This window comes from Pseudokineococcus basanitobsidens (assembly GCF_037482545.1).
Taxonomy (GTDB): domain Bacteria; phylum Actinomycetota; class Actinomycetes; order Actinomycetales; family Quadrisphaeraceae; genus Pseudokineococcus; species Pseudokineococcus basanitobsidens.
The window spans coordinates 12,635-29,017 of sequence record NZ_JBBIAA010000010.1 but is presented as its reverse complement, the minus strand read 5'-3'; the positions used below and the strand labels follow the sequence as shown (position 1 = coordinate 29,017).

The 16,383-nt window shown below is 78.6% G+C and carries 16 protein-coding genes and 1 other RNA gene; 5 read left to right on the top strand and 12 right to left on the bottom strand.

Annotated elements, in window-relative coordinates; genetic code table 11:
- Positions 1-62: 62 nt before the first annotated feature.
- Together WDZ17_RS10225 and WDZ17_RS10220 are read left to right on the top strand one after the other, a co-directional pair.
- A complete protein-coding gene (locus tag WDZ17_RS10225; RefSeq protein WP_339575051.1) occupies positions 63-1,037 on the top strand; it encodes a nitrilase-related carbon-nitrogen hydrolase in 975 nt (324 codons plus the stop codon).
- Between the two features lie 117 nt (positions 1,038-1,154).
- A complete protein-coding gene (locus tag WDZ17_RS10220) occupies positions 1,155-2,672 on the top strand; it encodes a gluconokinase (RefSeq protein ID WP_339575050.1) in 1,518 nt (505 codons plus the stop codon).
- 22 nt (positions 2,673-2,694) lie between these two features.
- On the opposite strand, the gene WDZ17_RS10215 is transcribed toward WDZ17_RS10220, so the two are convergent.
- From WDZ17_RS10215 to WDZ17_RS10205, 3 genes are read right to left on the bottom strand one after another with little or no spacing between them, the layout of a single operon-like run.
- Positions 2,695-3,891: an SLC13 family permease gene (locus tag WDZ17_RS10215; protein WP_339575049.1), complete on the bottom strand. Its 1,197-nt coding sequence runs from the start codon at positions 3,889-3,891 to the stop codon at positions 2,695-2,697.
- A complete protein-coding gene (locus WDZ17_RS10210; protein ID WP_339575048.1) occupies positions 3,888-4,712 on the bottom strand; it encodes a YaaA family protein in 825 nt (274 codons plus the stop codon). Before WDZ17_RS10210 ends, WDZ17_RS10215 begins: the two co-directional genes overlap by 4 nt.
- A gap of 31 nt (positions 4,713-4,743) precedes the next feature.
- Positions 4,744-5,646, bottom strand: coding sequence for a LysR family transcriptional regulator (locus WDZ17_RS10205; RefSeq protein WP_339575047.1), 903 nt, complete (start codon positions 5,644-5,646; stop codon positions 4,744-4,746).
- A 137-nt stretch (positions 5,647-5,783) separates the two neighbouring features.
- Between WDZ17_RS10205 and WDZ17_RS10200 the strand changes: the two genes are divergently transcribed.
- Entirely contained in the window at positions 5,784-6,005 is a 222-nt protein-coding gene (locus tag WDZ17_RS10200) for a hypothetical protein (protein WP_339575046.1), read from the top strand.
- Positions 6,006-6,086: 81 nt separating this feature from the next.
- Here the strand turns inward: WDZ17_RS10200 and WDZ17_RS10195 are convergent, their stop codons facing one another.
- The 7 genes from WDZ17_RS10195 to WDZ17_RS10165 all read right to left on the bottom strand — a co-directional run bounded on the left by WDZ17_RS10195 (position 6,087) and on the right by WDZ17_RS10165 (position 12,280).
- Entirely contained in the window at positions 6,087-7,229 is a 1,143-nt protein-coding gene (locus WDZ17_RS10195; RefSeq protein WP_339575045.1) for an FAD-dependent oxidoreductase, read from the bottom strand.
- A gap of 144 nt (positions 7,230-7,373) precedes the next feature.
- Entirely contained in the window at positions 7,374-7,544 is a 171-nt protein-coding gene (locus WDZ17_RS10190; protein ID WP_339575044.1) for a hypothetical protein, read from the bottom strand.
- Positions 7,545-7,705: 161 nt separating this feature from the next.
- Positions 7,706-8,503, bottom strand: coding sequence for a potassium channel family protein (locus WDZ17_RS10185; protein WP_339575043.1), 798 nt, complete (start codon positions 8,501-8,503; stop codon positions 7,706-7,708).
- Positions 8,504-8,512: 9 nt separating this feature from the next.
- Entirely contained in the window at positions 8,513-9,112 is a 600-nt protein-coding gene (locus tag WDZ17_RS10180) for a signal peptidase I (RefSeq protein WP_339575042.1), read from the bottom strand.
- 38 nt (positions 9,113-9,150) lie between these two features.
- Positions 9,151-9,777, bottom strand: a complete 627-nt coding sequence (locus tag WDZ17_RS10175; protein ID WP_339575041.1) for a hypothetical protein — start codon at positions 9,775-9,777, stop codon at positions 9,151-9,153.
- A 228-nt stretch (positions 9,778-10,005) separates the two neighbouring features.
- An RNA gene (gene rnpB / locus WDZ17_RS10170) (RNase P RNA component class A) lies at positions 10,006-10,417 on the bottom strand.
- 15 nt (positions 10,418-10,432) lie between these two features.
- Positions 10,433-12,280 (bottom strand): putative bifunctional diguanylate cyclase/phosphodiesterase, encoded by a 1,848-nt coding sequence (locus tag WDZ17_RS10165; RefSeq protein WP_339575040.1) that lies wholly within the window; start codon positions 12,278-12,280, stop codon positions 10,433-10,435.
- Positions 12,281-12,354: 74 nt separating this feature from the next.
- Between WDZ17_RS10165 and WDZ17_RS10160 the strand changes: the two genes are divergently transcribed.
- Together WDZ17_RS10160 and WDZ17_RS10155 are read left to right on the top strand one after the other, a co-directional pair.
- Positions 12,355-12,843, top strand: coding sequence for a DUF3592 domain-containing protein (locus WDZ17_RS10160; protein WP_339575039.1), 489 nt, complete (start codon positions 12,355-12,357; stop codon positions 12,841-12,843).
- 184 nt (positions 12,844-13,027) lie between these two features.
- On the top strand, positions 13,028-13,345 hold the full coding sequence (locus tag WDZ17_RS10155; protein WP_339575038.1) for a DUF4190 domain-containing protein: 318 nt from the start codon (positions 13,028-13,030) through the stop codon (positions 13,343-13,345).
- Positions 13,346-13,361: 16 nt separating this feature from the next.
- Here the strand turns inward: WDZ17_RS10155 and WDZ17_RS10150 are convergent, their stop codons facing one another.
- On the bottom strand, positions 13,362-14,792 hold the full coding sequence (locus tag WDZ17_RS10150; RefSeq protein ID WP_339575037.1) for a TonB-dependent receptor: 1,431 nt from the start codon (positions 14,790-14,792) through the stop codon (positions 13,362-13,364).
- 122 nt (positions 14,793-14,914) lie between these two features.
- Complete coding sequence (locus tag WDZ17_RS10145) at positions 14,915-16,174, bottom strand: MFS transporter (protein WP_422631940.1); 1,260 nt, start codon at positions 16,172-16,174, stop codon at positions 14,915-14,917.
- Between the last annotated feature and the right edge of the window lie 209 nt (positions 16,175-16,383).

Below are 16,383 nucleotides of genomic sequence, written 5' to 3'. Positions count from 1 at the left end.
GGCGGGGGCGGTGCCGGTCCCGGCCGGCGCCCGTCGGAGCCCTCCGTCGATCGGAGCACGCCGTGAGCCACGTCCTCCCCTCGTCCTGCCCCGGCTGGTCCGCGGGCGCCACGACGCGCGTCGCCGCCGTCCAGCTCGCGCCGACGCTGCTCGACCTGCCGGGCAACGCCGTCCGCTCGCAGGCGGCGATCGCGGCGGCGCTGGCCGACGGGGCGGACCTCGTCGTCCTGCCCGAGCTGGCCACCAGCGGCTACGTCCTCGCGGACGACCGCGAGGCGCGCTCGGTCGCCGTCCCGGCGAGCTCGCCCGTGCTCCTCGGGTGGGCGCAGGCGTGCCGAGCACGTCCCGGCGCCGTCGTCGTCGGAGGCTTCTGCGAGCTGGGCGACGACGGTCGCCTGCACAACAGCGCCGCCGTCGTGGACGCGACCGGGGTGCGGGCCGTCTACCGGAAGGTCCACCTCTGGGACGCCGAGCGGCACCTGTTCGCCCCGGGCGACGGCGCGCCCCCGGTGGTCGAGACGGCGCACGGTCGGGTCGCCCCGCTCATCTGCTACGACCTCGGGTTCCCCGAGTGGCCGCGCACGGCGGCCCTGGCGGGGGCCGACCTCCTCGCCGTCCCCACCAACTGGTGCCGGGGGTACCGGCCGCCGGGGGAGCGGCCGATCGGGCAGGTCGCCGCGATGGGGGCGGCCCGGGCCAACCACGTCGTGGTCGTCTGCGCCGACCGCACCGGCACCGAGCGCGGGGTCGAGTGGACGGAGGGCACCGCCGTCGTCGGCGCCGACGGGTGGGTCGTCAGCGCCGAGGTGACGGGCGAGGGCGTCGCGTGGGCCGACGTCGACGTGCGCGGCTCGCGCGACCGCCGGCTCGGCCGCTCCGGCCACCTCTGGGGCGACCGCCGCCCGGACCTGTACGGGCGTCTGGTCGCCGTCGACGCCCCGCCCACCACGGTCGCGCTGCCGCTCGCCCGCGAGGAGGTCGCCGTCCCCCTCGCGGTGCAGGCGGAGGGCGAGCCGGTCCTGGCGCCGTCGGAGTGAGGACGGTCGTCGGCCCCGGCGGGACGTGACCTGGGCGGCCTCGGCCCGGACCGCCGGGACGTCGCCGTCGCCGGGGCCGGGTACGTTCCCCGGACGACGGCGACGGGGAGGTCGACGATGGCGGGTGACCAGGACGTCTCGGTGGCGCCGGGGCAGGCGCAGGAGCCGCTCGTGCTGGCCCTCGACGTCGGCTCCACCGCCACCCGCGGTGCGCTCTACGACGCGACGGGGCGCGCCGTCGGCCGCCGCGCGAAGGTCGCGCACGCCTTCACCACCCGGGCGGACGGCACGTCGGTCGTCGACCCGGACCAGGTCGCGGACGAGGTCGCCGACGTCGTCACGCGCCTGCTGGACCGCCACGACGGCCCGCCCGTCGCGGGGGTCGGGCTCGACACCTTCGCCTCCTCCCTCGTCGGCATGGACGCCGGCGGGCGCGCCCTGACCCCCTGCTTCACGTACGCGGACTCGCGCTGCGCGGCCGAGGTCGGGCACCTGCGCGAGCGCCTCGACGAGGCCGTTATCCAGCAGCGCACCGGCACCCGGCTGCACTCCAGCTACCTGGCGCCGCGGCTGCTGTGGCTGCGGGCGACGTCCCCCGAGGTGGTCGGGCGGGTCGCGACCTGGACGTCCCTCGGCGAGCACGTCCACCGCCGCCTGCTCGGCGCGACGGCCGCGAGCACCCCGGTCGCGGCGTGGGGCGGGCTGCTCGACCGGCGGACGGGGCGCTGGGACGAGGAGCTGCTCGACGCCTGCGGCACCACGGCGGCGCAGCTGTCGCCGGTGCAGGACCCGGGCGTGCCGATCGAGGGGGTCGACGCCGCCGCGGTCGCCCGCCGGTGGCCGGCGCTGGCGGGCGCCCGGTGGTTCCCCGCCGTCGCCGACGGCCTGGCGAGCAACCTCGGTACCGGCGCCGGCGATGCCTCCGCCGTGGCCCTCGCCGCGGCGACCAGCGGAGCCGTGCGGGTCCTCGTCCAGGGCGTCCCCGACCGCGTCCCGCCGGGCCTGTGGTGCTACCGGGTGGACGCCCGCCGCAGCCTGCTGGGCGGCGCGGTCAACGACGTCGGCCGGCTGGTGGCCTGGGCGCAGGCCACGCTGCGCCTGCCCGACGACGACGCCGCCCTGGACGCCGTCCTCGCCGCCGAGCCCGACCCCCGGGTCCCCGTCGTCGTCCCCTTCCTCTCGGGCGAGCGCAGCACGGGGTGGGCCGCCGGCGCCCGCGCCGTCGTCGCGGACCTGTCCGCCGGCACCGGGCCGGAGGCGCTCTTCCGCGGCAGCGCCGAGGGCGTGGCGACGACGTACGCGCGGGTGGTCGAGGCGCTGGCCGGTGTCGCGGGACGTCCCGGCCGTCTCGTCGCGTCCGGGCGCATCACCCAGAGCCTGCCGTCCCTGCTGCAGGTCGTCGCCGACAGCATCGGCACGCCGGTCGAGCACGTCGCGCTCAAGCGCGCCACCCTGCGCGGCACCGCCCTCCTGGCCCTGGAGGTGCTCGCGCCGGACGTCCCGCGGGCGAGCCCGCCCCTGGCGGGGGTCTACGAGCCCCGGCCCGGGCGCGCCGCCCACTACGCCGCCGTCCGCGCGCGCTTCGACGCCCTCTACGAGGTCTCGACGTCCTCGGGCGGCCCCGCGGCGGGCTGAGCCGACGGGGCGGCCAGGTGGCTCAGACCACGAGCGCGAGAGCCGCCGTCGCGCCGAGGACGACGAGCGGCACGAGCACGAGCCCGCGCGCGGCGAAGCGCCACCAGTCGACGGCCAGCCCGGCGTCCCGGCAGGCGCGGGCCCACAGCAGCGTCGCGAGGCACGCCCACGGCGTCACGAGCGGGCCCAGGTCCACCCCGACGAGCAGGGCGACGACCCGCTCCGGGGAGCCCGCGACCGGCTCGAGCGCCAGGTAGGCCGGCAGGTTGTCGACGAGGTTCGCCCCGAGCGCGCCGACGCCGGCCAGCCGCAGGAGGGCGCCGGGGCCCTCGCCGTCCCCCGCGACCGCGGCCAGCGGGGCGGTGAGCCCGTGCTCGCCGGCGGCGGCGACGAGGAGGAAGAGCCCCAGCACGCCGAGGAGGAGGGGGACGTCGGTGAGCCCGCGCAGCGGCTCCCGGCGCCGGGCCGCCGCCACGACGAGGACGGCGGCTGCGAGCAGGGCCGGCACCTCCACGGGTACGCCGGCCAGCGGCAGCAGCGCCAGCGACGGGACGAGGGCGAGGCACACGCCCGCGGCCGGCAGCAGCCGGCCGCGGTCCGCGGTCCGCACCGCGGGCAGCGCGGCGACGTCGTAGCGACCGCGCAGCGCCGTCCGGCCGAGGAGGGCGAGGACGGCGACCGTCACGAGCACCGCGACGGCACCGGGCAGCAGCGCCAGCCGCAGGAACTGCGCCTCGCCGCCGGGCAGGTCCGGCCCGGCGACCGCGAGGAGGTTGGTGAGGTTGGCCACCGGCAGCAGCAGCGAGGCGGTGCTCGAGAGCCACACGGTCGTCATGGCGAGCAGCGGGGCGGACGTGCCGGTGCGGCGGGCCAGGGCCAGGACGACGGGTGTCAGCAGGACCGCCGTCGTGTCGAGGGACAGGACCGCCGTGCAGGCCGTCGCCAGGGCGACGACGGCGAGCCACAGCAGCCACCGACGTCCGCCGGCGAGGAGCGCCAGCCGCGCCGCCGCCGCGGCGAAGACGCCGGCGCGGTCGGCGAGCGCCGCGACGACCGTGATGCCGAGGACGAAGAGGAGGACCGGCGCCGTGCGCCCGACGACGGCGGTGGTGCCGTCCGCGCTGAGGACGCCGGTCGCGGCGGCCAGCCCCCCCAGCCCCGCCAGGACGAGCCACCCGGCCGCCGCCGGTGCGGGACCCCTCGCGCCCGCCGGCGTCACCGCAGCACGACGTCGAGGACGCGGCGCCCGTCGCGCGCCGGTGCACCGAGCTCCACGACGACGTCGCCCGCCCCCCGCACGGAGGCCGCGGTGGCCTCCCGCACGAGCGGGGGGAGGGTGGCGGCGAGCAGGTCCCGCAGCTCCTCGGGCGTCGTGGGCTCGGCGGGGGCGAGGACGAGCGCCCGCGCCACGAGGCCCCGTGCGTGCTTGGCCATGTGCGAGACGACGGACCGCCTCCCCTCGCTCTCGCGCAGCACCCGCACCGGGACCGTCCGCGACGCCGTGGGCCCGCGCGGCGCCCAGGCGGCGGCGTAGTCGGCCGAGCGGCAGTCGACGACGAGGTGGCCCTCGGTCACGGGGTCGAGCGCCGCCCGCAGCGGCTCGCGCCACAGCGCGGCGAGCCGGCCGAGGTCCGGGAGCGGGACGTCCATCGCCAGCCGGTAGGGCGGCACCCGGTCGTCCGGGCGCAGCGCGCCCCACGCCGCGGAGGCGACGACGAGCCGCTCGTCCGCGCGAGCCCGGGCGCCGTCGCCGAGCGAGGGCAGGTCGAGCGCGTCGTAGAGGACGCCGGTGTAGAGGTCGGCGACGGCGACGGCCGGCTCGGTGCGCCACCGGGTGGTGCGCTCCGCCTCGGGGCGCAGCTGGTCGCTCGCCGCCCCGAGGGCCTCGCGCCCGGCCCGGGTCCGGCCGAGGCGGGCCGCCGCGGCCAGGACGCGCCGGCGGGTCGCCGTCAGCCCCGGGAAGGAGAGGCCGCGCAGGTCCACCGGCTCGCCCTCGTCCGCCCCGGCCTTGCCCTGCGAGGGCGGCAGCAGCACGAGCACGTCCGGGAGCGTACGAGCCCGGACCGCCGGGTCAGCCGGCCGCCGCCCCGACGGCCACGTGCAGCGCCTCGCGCAGCGCACGGACGCCGGGGTCGCCCGCCGCGCCGCGGCGGACAGCCGTGAAGAGGCGACGCCGGGGCTGCTCGGGCAGGCGGTGCAGCCGGACCCCCGGCGTCCGGGCCCCCCGGGCGAGGTCCGGCAGCAGGGCGACGGCGTGGCCGGACGCGACGAGCTGGGCGTGCACGAGCACGTCGCTCGTCTCGATCCGGACGTCCGGCTCGAAGCCGGCGCCGCGGCAGCGCAGCAGCGCCCAGCGCCCCGGGGCGAGGCTGCTCGGGTCCATCACCCACGGGGCGTCGGCGTGGTCCTCCAGGCGGGACCCGCGGGCGGCGAGCGGTCCGTCCTCGGGGACGGCGAGCCGCATCTCGTCGTGGAGGAGGTCCTCGACGTCGAGGTCGGGAGCGCGGGCGGTCGGCAGGCCGGGGTACTCCTCGCCGAGGGCGAGGTCCGCGTCGTGCGCCGTCAGCGCCGCCAGCGCGGGTCCGGGCTCCTGCTCCACGACCTCGACGCGCAGCCCCGGGTGGTGCTCGGCCAGCCAGCTGAGCGCGTCCGGGACGAGGGACACGAGGACGGACTCGAAGGAGGCCACCCGCAGCCGGCCCCGCGCCGTCGTCCCCCACGCCGCGAGGTCGGCCTCCGCCTGCTCCAGCTGCGTGAGCACCACCTCGGCGTGCTCGACGAGCAGCCGGCCCGCCGGGGTCAGGCGCACCCCTCGACCCGAGGGCTCGAGGAGGCGGGTGCCGGCCTCCCGCTGCAGCACGGCCAGCTGCTGCGAGACGGCGGACGGGCTGTAGCCCAGCGCCGAGGCGACGCCGGCGAGCGTCCCGCGCCGGCGCAGCTCGAGCAGCAGGCGCAGCCGGTGGACGTCGAGCACGCAGCACCTCGCAGGTCGGGACCGGTCAGCCGAGCTGGAGGGTACTGGCCACCATCCGCCGCTGGACGTGCGCAGTCGGGCCGCAGACCCTGGAGGTGCTCCGCCAGACCAGCCCGTCGCCCCGGGAGGACCGACCGATGACCTTCACCCTGCTCGTGCTCGCCGCCGCCGCCGCGTGGTCGGTCGCCCTCGGGCGTCAGGCCCTGCCCCGGCCGCTGCGCGTGCCGCTGCGCCGCGCCACGGCCGGCGACCTCGCCCGCGACGCCGGCCGTGGCCTGCGCGAGCTCGACCGCCTCCACCGGAGCGGCCCGGTGGCACGGGCACCGCGGTCGCCGTGGGGCCGGCGGGTGCGGACCTGACGGCGAGGCGTCGGCCGCGCGCCTCCGACGAGGGCATGCCCCCCGCCCCCCGCCTCCCGCGGCCCGGCGCCGGACCCGCGCTCAGGCGGCGGCGCGGTCGCTGCTCAGGCGCAGCCAGCGGTCCAGCACCGCGGCGACCGCGCGGTCGGGCACGCCCCTCAGCAGCGGCTCGGGCACGACGCGCAGCGTCGGCTCCCGCCGGGACAGGCCGGTGACGAGCGCGGCCCGGCGCCCGGCGGCCCGCTCGTACGCGCGCAGCGCGGAGGCCGGGTCGCGCCGGGCGCCCGGCGTCCGCAGGGCGCGCGCCAGGGCGGCGGCGTCGGCGAGCGCCTGGTTCGTGCCCTGTGCCAGGGACGGGGGGACGGCGTGGGCGGCGTCGCCGAGCAGGGTCACCCGACCCCGCCCCCACGGCCGGTGCACCCGGTAGGCGCCGCGCGGGTACGGGACCAGCTGCGCCGCAGCGCGGCCGAGGAGCGACAGGGCGGCCCGGGACTCCGGCACCGGCCAGCTGCCGAAGAGCCGTTCCAGCATCGCCGCCGGCGCCTCGCCCGGGCGCGGCGCCGAGCGCACGTCCCACCAGACCTGGACGCGGCCGTCGCCGCAGGGGTTGAGGCCGACCATGCCGCTGCGTCCGACGAGCAGCACGCACGTCCCGCCGTCGTCGAGCGCCGTCCCGGTCGGGGAGGGGGGCAGCTGCCAGGTGGTGCCGCCGGTCGGCAGGAGGGCGTCGGCGTGCAGCGCGGCGCGGACCGCGCTGCGCGCGCCGTCGGCGCCGACGACGACGTCGGCCACGACCCGCGAGCCGTCCGCGAGCACGACCGCTGCGCCCTGCGGCCCGTCCGCGACGCCGGCGCAGGCGCACCCCGTGCGCACGAGGCCGCCGCCGCCCGGGACGCCCGCGAGCAGGGCGTCGACGAGGCGTCCGCGGGGGGCCGTGACGACCGCCGACCCGGCGGCCCGGGCCGCCGCGGCGAGGTCGAGCTCGAGCAGGACGCGGCCGTCGGGGGAGCGCCGCTGCATCCGGGTGAGGACGCGCCCGAGCGGGGCGGCGTCGACGCCCAGGCCCCGCAGCACCGAGGTCGAGCCCGGCCACAGCGTCACCGCACCGCCGCTCGCGCGCACGGTCGGCGCCTCCTCGAGCACGACGACCTCGTGGCCGTCGGCTCGCAGCGCCCGGTCGACGGCGAGACCGCCGACCCCGGCGCCGACCACCGCCACCCGCACCCGCGCCTCCTCCGGTCGTCGACGACCGGGCCATCGTCGCCGACCGCGGCCGCCGTCCGCGCGACGGGCCCCGGGCCGGCCGCACCGGCCGGGGGAGGGACCTGCCCCGACGGGCGGTCGCAGCGGCGGTCGTCGCGGGCGGTCTCAGCGGCCGGGTCGGGGTGCCGGCGCCGGGCGTCGCCGCCGCGGCTGCACGCGCCGCAGGCGGACCGGGCACTCCGGGTCGTGCACCAGCGCCAGCTCGCCCGCGCTCATGCCCGGCCACCGCGCGGCGTACTCCTGCGCGCACCCGCACCCGTCCCCCGACTGCTTCATGGCTCAACCATCGACCGCGGGGTGCGGTCTGCTCAGGAGGCGCGGCCGCGCGGGTGAGCCCCGCCCGGCCGCGCGGGTGGAGGGCCTGCTCCGTCGGGGTGCCCCGCGCGGTCCCGGCCGACCGGAGGGCCACCGGCACCGAAGGGGCCTCCCGCAGCCGCTCAGCCGGGCGTGCCTCCCGGTGACTCGTGCTCTGCGGCAGCGGGTCCGGCCGAGGGCAGGTCGACCGACCGACGCTCGACGAGCGCCGCCCGCAGCGCCGCCACCTCGGCGGCGAGGGCCTCGACGTCCTGCCGGCTGGCCGTCGCCTGCGTCTCCTCGACCTCGCGGACGCGGTCCAGCAGCCACGAGGCGAGCGAGGCGGTCACGGTGCCCAGCAGGGCCACACCGGTGACCATGAGCCCCACCGCCACGGCCCGGCCCTCGTCGGTGACCGGGTAGAAGTCGCCGTAGCCGACCGTGGTGACCGTGGTGATCGCCCACCACACGGCCTGCGGGAACGTCTCGATGAGGGCGCCCGGTGCTCCCCGCTCGGCGTCGAGCGCCGCCAGGGCCGCCACGACGACGACGAGCGTCGTCGCGCCGGCCACGTAGACCGCGACCCGGCCCCGCAGGCTGCTCGCGGCGTGGCGGTTGAGCACGGAGATCAGCGTGACGAGGCGCAGGAGGCGGAGCGGTCGCAGGAGCGGCAGGACGACGACGGCCAGGTCGAGCGGGTGGCGTCGCACGAAGCGCCACCGGCGCTCGCTGAGGGCCAGGCGGACGACGTAGTCGACGAGGAAGGCCCCCCACACGACCCACCCGGCCGCACCGACGACGTCGGCGACGTCGGGAGGCAGGCTCGTGTCCAGGACGGGGACGGCGTAGGCGACGAGGAAGACCAGCGCCGCCGCGGTCAGCGGCCACTCCGACCGCTTCTCCCACCGGTGCCGCCGGTCGTCGTCCGCGATCTGCCGCATGAGCGGAGGCTAGGCCGAGGCCCGGGGAGCCCCGGCGCCCCGCGGCGTGGGGTCGGCGCCACCGTGGTCGGCTCCGCGACGGGGCGCGAGGACGGCGACGGCGACGGCGGCCGCCGCGAGCCCGGCGCCCAGCGGGGTCGACAGCAGGTCGAGGGCGTAGCCGGCGAGCGGGACGTCGGCGACCACCCGGCCGACGACCGCCCCGCCGGGCACCGCGCGCCCGTCGGGCACGGCGTTGGCGTCGCCCTGCGTCGTGAAGGAGACGCCGTCGCCGCGCGCGTCCACGGCGACGACCCGGTGGGTGGTCGTGCCGCCCGTGCCGTCCTGGTGGAAGGTGATGACGTCCCCGACGGCGACCTCGTCCGCGCCCGTCGGCTCGACCGCCACCGCGGAGCCGACGGGGATGCCCGGCTCCATGCTCCCGGAGGTGACGGCGAAGACCTCCCAGCCGGCGAGCCGGGGCACGAACGCCGCGACGACGAGCGCGAGCGCGGCGGCCACGCCCACCGCGAGCCCGAGCGCGCGGACCACGGCGGGCAGCCCGCGCGGGGCCGGGCGCGACGTCGTCCGCGGCCGGCGGGTCGCCGGGCCGGTCGTGGGCGCGCTCACGGCGCGACGACCGGCCCGGGACCCGCGGTGCGCACGGGTCAGACTGCCTCGTCCTCGACGTCGAGGTCCGTGCCCGGGGACTGGCCGGTCTGCACGAGCCCGAGGTCGAGGTCGAAGGCGAAGGTCGTGCCCTGGATCTCGTTGCCGTCGCCGCGCTCGCCGAGCGGGACCTCGAAGGCGAGGGTCAGGCGCTGCGTCTGGCCCGCGCCGGTCGCCCCGAGGGCCACGGGGCCGCCGCCGGCGACCTCGGTGAGGGGGGCGCTCTGCCGGCGCGTCACGCCGAACTGGCGGGCGTCCGTGACGACGAGGGCGTCGAGGAAGGCGTCGTCGCCCTCGAGGTCGCCGAGCTGGGCGTACATGTCGCCCGCGCAGTCGCCCGCGTTGCGCGCGGTGGCCACGACGCGCACCGAGTCGCCGGGCTCGAGGTTGGCGAAGGACACGGACGCGCCGTCGTCGCTGCGGACGACCTCCGTGCCGCCGGTGCCCTCGTTGACGGACGCGGTCACGGGCTGGCGCAGGTCGAGCTCGAGCGTGCAGGCCTCGCCGCCGACGCCGACGCCGCCGGCGTCGTAGAAGTACGCCGAGGTCCCCCCGGTGAGCGCCACGCCCGCCACGACGGCGGACACGCCGGCGGAGCCGACCAGGACGCGGGTGCTGTTCTTCATGGTGTCCTCTCGCTCGCCGGCCCGACGCCCTCCGTCGCGTCCCGGCGGCGCGGAAACTACCCAGCGCGAGGTGGGGGAGGAACCACCTGACCCGGACGGGGGGCAGGTGTTGCCCGATCGTGACGGCGGGTGACCAGCGCAGGGCCCAGGGCCGCCGGAGCCGGCCCGGCCCGCCACGCGGGGAGACGGGGCGGGTACTCCGACCACCGCGGGGAGCACGGTGCGGGACGGACGAGCGGGTCTGTACGCCGGGTTCTGTCCCCCGCCGCCGTCACCGGCGCTGGCGAGGGGGCGACCATCCATCTCGGGCGTACGTCGCCGCACGCCTCCAGCGACCTACCCGGCAGCTCGGGCGGGCCGCCCTCGGACGCTGCCTGTCTGGTCTTGCTCCGGGTGGGGTTTGCCGAGCCACCCCCGTCACCGGGGGTGCTGGTGGTCTCTTGCACCACCGTTTCACCCTTACCACGGTCCCTCCGAGGACGGTCCGTGGCGGTCTTCTCTCTGTGGCACTGTCCCGCGGGTCACCCCGGGTGGGCGTTACCCACCACCCTGCCCTGCGGAGCCCGGACGTTCCTCGGCGCCGCACCTGCGACCACCCGGGGGTGGTCCGGCACGACGACGCGGCCGCCCGACCCGCTCGTCCGTGCCGCCGAGCCTAGACCGCCCCGGCCCCCGCGTCCGTCGTCGCGCCCCGGCGCGGGAGCGGGACCACGGCCGGGCTCCCCGCCCGCCCGCGGTCGTCCGCCGTGCGCAGGCGGCCGGCGAGGGCCTCGACCGGCCCCGGGCGCCCGAGGTGGTAGCCCTGCAGCAGCGGGCAGCCGAGCTCGCCGAGCACCTGCGCCTGCTCGGGGCCCTCGACGCCCTCGGCGATGACGACCATGTCGAGGGACTGCGCCAGCGCGGCCGCCGCCCGCACCAGCCGGGCGCGACGGGGGGAGGTGTGGACCGTCGCCGTGAGCGTGCTGTCGAGCTTGAGGTAGCGGGCCTCGAGGTCGTCGAGCCGGCTCAGCGCCGAGTAGCCCGTGCCGAAGTCGTCGACGGCGAGGTGGACGCCGAGGGCGGCGACCGCCCGCAGCGCGGCGAGCGCGGGGCGGGAGTCCGCCTCCACGACCGACTCGGTGACCTCCAGGACGAGGAGGCGCGCGGGCCAGCCCGTACGGGCGAGCACCTCGCCGACGTGCTGCGGGTAGCGCGGGTCGAGCAGCTCCAGCCCCGAGACGTTGACCGTGAGCAGGAGGCCGCGCTCCACCGCCCCCGGGACGTCGCGCAGGTCCCGGCAGGCCCGCTCGAGCACGACCGCGCCGAGCTCGCCCACGAGGCCCTCGCGCTCGGCGAGGGCGACGAAGACGGCGGGGGAGACGGGCCCGTGCTCGGGGTGGTGCCACCGCGCCAGCGCCTCGGCGCCGACGAGGTCCAGGTCCGCCGGGGCGGCGCCGTCGACGGCGCGCAGCACGGGCTGGTAGACGACGTCGAGGGCGCCCTCGCGCAGGGCTGCGGCGAGGTCCCGCGCCAGGGCGGCGGACCCGCCGCGTCCCGGCAGCTCCGCGTCCGCGACGGCGCAGCGGCCGTGGCCGCTGCTCTTCGCCCGGTACAGCGCCGTGTCGGCGCGCCGGATCACGTCGGAGGCGCTCTCCGTCCGTCCGCGCTCGGCGACGCCCCCGGAGGCCGGCCGGTGCGCGTCCGTGCACAGGGGGTCGAGCAGCGCGACCGCCTCGGGCGCCGTCCGGCCCGGCAGGAGGACGGCGAACTCGTCCCCGCCGACGCGGGCCAGCACGACGTCGCGGGGCAGCGCGCCGCGCCAGGCGCGGGCGCTCTCGACGAGGAGGGCGTCCCCGGCCTCGTGGCCGAGCGCGTCGTTGACGGCGCCGAAGCCGTCGAGGTCCAGGAGCGCAACGACGAGGCCGTCGCCCTCCCGCTCCGCGGCCAGGCCCGCGCGCTCCAGCGCCTGGTCCAGCCCCCGGCGGTTCGGCAGGCCGGTGAGCGGGTCCACGCTGGCGCTGGACGCCCGGACGGCGAGGATCCGCACCACGGCCGCGACGGCCACGAGGGCGACGTCGAGCGCCACCGCCTGCGTGGGGGCCACGTCCCCCCGGGCGAGCAGGGCGGCCGTCCCGGCGCCCACGCAGACGGCGAGGTGCACGAGACCGGCGGGCACGGCGAAGAAGACGGCGCTGTCGACGGCGATGAAGACGAGCAGGACGGCGAAGACGAGGGCCGCCGAGGGCTCCGGCACCACGACGACGCCCGTGGCGATGAGCCCGGTGCCCGCGGAGACGACCGCGTGCAGGACCGCACGGCCGATGCGGTTGCGCAGCCCGACGCAGGCCGCGCCGGTCAGCAGCGCGAGCACGGCCAGCACGACGATCTGCCGTCGGGCGGGAGACGGCTCCAGCCCGACCACCACGCTCAGCGCCGAGGCGGCCCCGAGGATGAAGAAGACGCCGAACACGGCCGCCGTCATCCGCGGCGTCGCCACCTCGGGCACGCGCCCCCAGCCCTCCACGCATCGTCCATCGGCACCACCGCCCGCCTCCTGCGGCGGCGTGCTCCGATCGGGGGCGTGCCAGGGTGGCGTCCGTGGACGACGCGCAGGTCACCGGGGCCGCGGGCGCGGCGCCCGCGATCGCCGTCGTGTCCCTGGCGCTCGGCCTGGCGCTGGTCGTGGTGGGGGCGGCCGTCGCCCGACGCGCGGTCCTCGCGGCGCGGCGGCGACGGCGGCTGCACGCCGACGGGCAGCGGGTGCGCGGGGTCGTCGTCGACACGCAGATCCGCACGCGCGGCCGCGGGGACACGGCCGCCACGGGCTTCCGCCCCGTCGTCACCTTCACGACGGCGCAGGGACGGTCGGTGACGACCGTCGCGGGGCCGACGGCGTCGGCCTGGTGGGTCGAGCGCACGCCCGTCGACGTCCTGCACGACCCGGAGGACCCCGAGCACGCCGAGGTGCTGCAGCCGGTCCCCGGCACCCGGGTCGAGGGGCGCGAGCTCCCGACCGTCGTGGTCGGCGTCGTGCTCGTGCTCGTGGGTCTTGGGGTGGTCGTCGTCGCCGCGGCCGGGCTCGGCTGAGCACCGCGGTGCTGGGCCCGGCGCGCCACCACGGGCGCCGGCCGGGACCTCGTGGCGGGGGGCCGGGGACGTCCTGGCGGGGCCGGGGACGTCCTGGCGGGGCCGGGGACGTCGTGGCGGGGCCGGACGGGTGACGTGCGTGGTCCCGGCCGGAGCCGTCGCCGTCGCCGGGCGACGATGCGGTGTGACCGGTGCCCGCCCGCTGCCGCTGCTGCGGGGGTCCGCCGCGGCGCTGCTGGTCTCCCGTGCGCCGACGGGGACGCCGCCGGAGGCGCTCGTGGCCCTCGTCCTGGCCGTGGCGCTGCCGGTCGTGGGGCCCGCCGTCGGCGTCGTCCTCGGCCGGCGGGCCCGCCGGCGCTGCGACGCCGAGGGCCTGCCGGGCCGGGAGGTGGCCGTGGCCGCCGAGGTCGTCGGCTGGGTGCTCCTCGCCGTGCTCGCCCTCGGCGTCGCCCTCGTGGCCACGCTCGTCGTCGTCCCGCTCGTCTGGCTCGCCGCCGCGTGAGGGGTGCGGCCCCGCGTCAGACCGGCGTCCGCCGGTGCCCGAAGAAGCCGCGGGCACGGACCATCTCCGCGACCTCGGGCGGGACCATCGGCTCCCAGCTGTCGTCCCCGGCGGCGATGCGCCGCAGCACGTCCCGCGACAGGATCGGCAGGAAGTCCTCGCGGGCGGTGTCGAGGTCGACGAAGCTGCCCCGCCCGGCGAGGTAGTCGAACAGGGGCTGCAGCTCGTCCCCCACGCGCACCTCGCCCACGCGGCGCACCTCGCGGGTCCCCAGGTCGAGCATCGGGTAGACGAACAGCTTGAGGTCGTGCTTGAAGAGCCGCCCGAAGCTCTCGAGGATGCCGCCCGGCAGGTGCGTGTGCGCCCGCTCGTCGAAGAGGTCGCGCAGGCTCGGGACCCCCATGACGATGCCGATCCGCTCCCGGGTGCGCTCCACGAGGTACGCCGCGAGCCGGTGGTAGTCGGCGTAGTCGGTGATGAGCGTCGTCATCCCGCAGGCCCCGAGGAGGTCGGCGCGGGCGAGGAAGTCGCGCCGGTCGACGTCCTGCCCCCCGGCGAGCAGGTTCCGCATCGTCAGCTCGGTGAGGTGAAGCACCCGCTCGCCGTCGACCTCGGGCTCGGCGGCGAACTTCTCCTGCGCGCACCGGAGCATGTCCATGTTGACCACCGTGGGCGGCCGGAAGCTGCCTCGTTCCACGAGGACGGGGCGCTTGCGCAGCACCTCGCGGGGCTGCAGCACCTGCCCGTCCGGGCCGAACATCGCGACGCCCGACAGGCCCAGCTGCACCAGGCGCAGGGCCATCAGCCGGTTGTCCACGTGCCGGAACTCGATCCCCTGGAAGGAGATGACGTCGATCTCGATCCGGCCGGTGGACAGCCGGTCGAGCAGGCTCTCGACCATCGCGTCGGGCTCGAACCGCTCGAAGAACGCGGCGTGGAGGAGGTTGACGCCGACGATGCCCAGGGCCTCCTGCTGCAGCTCCGCCTCGTCGTCGAGCATCCGCACGTGCAGGACGACCGAGCTCGGCTCGTCGGCCGGGTGGGCCTGGAACCGCACGCCCATCCACCCGTGGCACTCGTTCCCCCCGCGGTAGCTGCGGGCCACGACGGTGTCGGCGAAGGCGAAGAAGCAGGTCTCGTCGCCCCGCGTCGGTCCCAGCCGCTCCACGTTGAGGTCCAGCTCGTGGTCGAGCATCGCCTCGAGGCGACCCCGCGAGACGTAGCGGTCCGAGTGCCCGTAGACGGCGTCGCTGACGGCCATGTCGTAGGCGGACATCGACTTCGCGACGGTGCCCGCGGCCCCGCCGGCGCGGAAGAACCAGCGCGCCACCTCCTGGCCGGCCCCGATCTCGGCGATGGTGCCGTACCAGCGCGGCTCGAGGTTGATCCGCAGGGCCTTCTGCAGCGTGTCCACGGACGTGTCCACGGCGGTCGTCGTCGAGCTCATGCGGCTCCTCGGGAGGGCAGCGCGCGCCGTCCCGGCGCCCGCTCGTGGGCGCTGATCCTCCCCGGCGGAGGCCGTCGCGTCGACCCCTCGGGCCCGATCCGGGCCCTGGCGCCGCCGCGGCCTCAGCCGGGCGCGACGGCGGGTGCGCCCGTCCGGCGCCGCTCGTCGCGCCACAGGACGAGCACGGCGGTGACCCCGGCGAGCGAGCCGGCCGCGAGGACGGCGAGCGCCGCGCCCCAGGAGAGCGCCGCCACGAGGACGGGCACGAGCCAGACGGTGACGGCCGTCGTCAGGTAGCCCGCCGCCATCTGCACCGCGACGGCGCCGCCGACGAGGTCCGGGTCCGCGTGCTCGGTGACCAGGGCGGAGAGCTGGGCGGAGTCGGCGACGACCCAGAACCCCCAGGCGGCGAGCAGGGCGACGACGACGGGCAGCGGGCCGCCGCGCACGGCGGCGACGGCGAGGGCCGCGGCCGCCGACGCGGTGCCGCAGAGGACGACCGTCGCCGGCCGTCCGACGCGGTCGCCCAGCAGGCCGGCCGCCACGCAGCCCGCAGCGCCGACGGCGAGGCAGCCGGCGGTCAGCCAGGCCGCCGCGCGCGCCGGGTCCTCGAGCGCCCCGACGCCGCGCAGCCCGGCGACGAGGGCGCCCGTCCACGCCCACATCGCGTACAGCTCCCACATGTGGCCGACGTAGCCGAGGACGGCGAGCACGACGGGCCGGCGGCGCAGCGCCGCGAGGGCGGCACGTCGGTCGAACGCCGCGGGCGGCCGGGCGTACGGGCCGGGGCGACGCAGCAGCAGCGTGAGCAGCCCGCCCACCAGGGCGAGGACGCTGGTCCCGACGACGACGGCCTGCCACGGCGCGCCGCCGCCCGTGGCGTCCGTCGCCGCGCCGGAGCCACCGCCGAGCGCGGTGACGGCGTGCGGGAGCGCGGTGCCCAGCGTGAGGGCGCCGACCATCACCCCCATCGCCGTCCCGCGCCGACGGCGCGACCACGTGGCCACCTCCTTGAGCGCGGAGGGGTACACGAGGGCGAGCAGCGCGCCGGTCGCCAGGCGGACGAGGACACCACCGGCCAGGCCGTCCACGAGCAGGAGGCCGGCGTTCGCGAGGGCGGCGCCCACCGCGCCCGCCAGGAGCAGCCGGCGCGCGGGCACGCGGTCGGCGAGCCCGGTCCCGGCGGAGACCAGGGCGCCGACGACGAACCCGAGCTGGACGGCGACCGTCAGCAGGGAGCCGCCGGCCGCGGTGAGCCCCCAGGCGGTGGTGAGCTGGGGCACCACGGCCGTCGCCGAGAACCACACCCCCATGGCCAGGGCGGTGGCCGTCGCGAGGACGGCGAGCGCCGGGCCCGCCCGTCCGTCCCCCACGCCCCCCATCGTGCCGCCTCCCGTCGTGCCGCCCCTGTCGTGCCGCCCCCGTCCTGCCGCCGCCCGTCGTCCCGGCCGCCGCCCGTCGTCGTCGCCTGCTGAGGTCGCTCCCGGACGTGCCGCAGCCCCCGACCCGTGACGGGTCGGGGGCTGCGGCACCGGCGAGGACTCAGATGTCGAAGTACATCTCGAACTCGTGGGGGTGCGGGCGGAAGCGG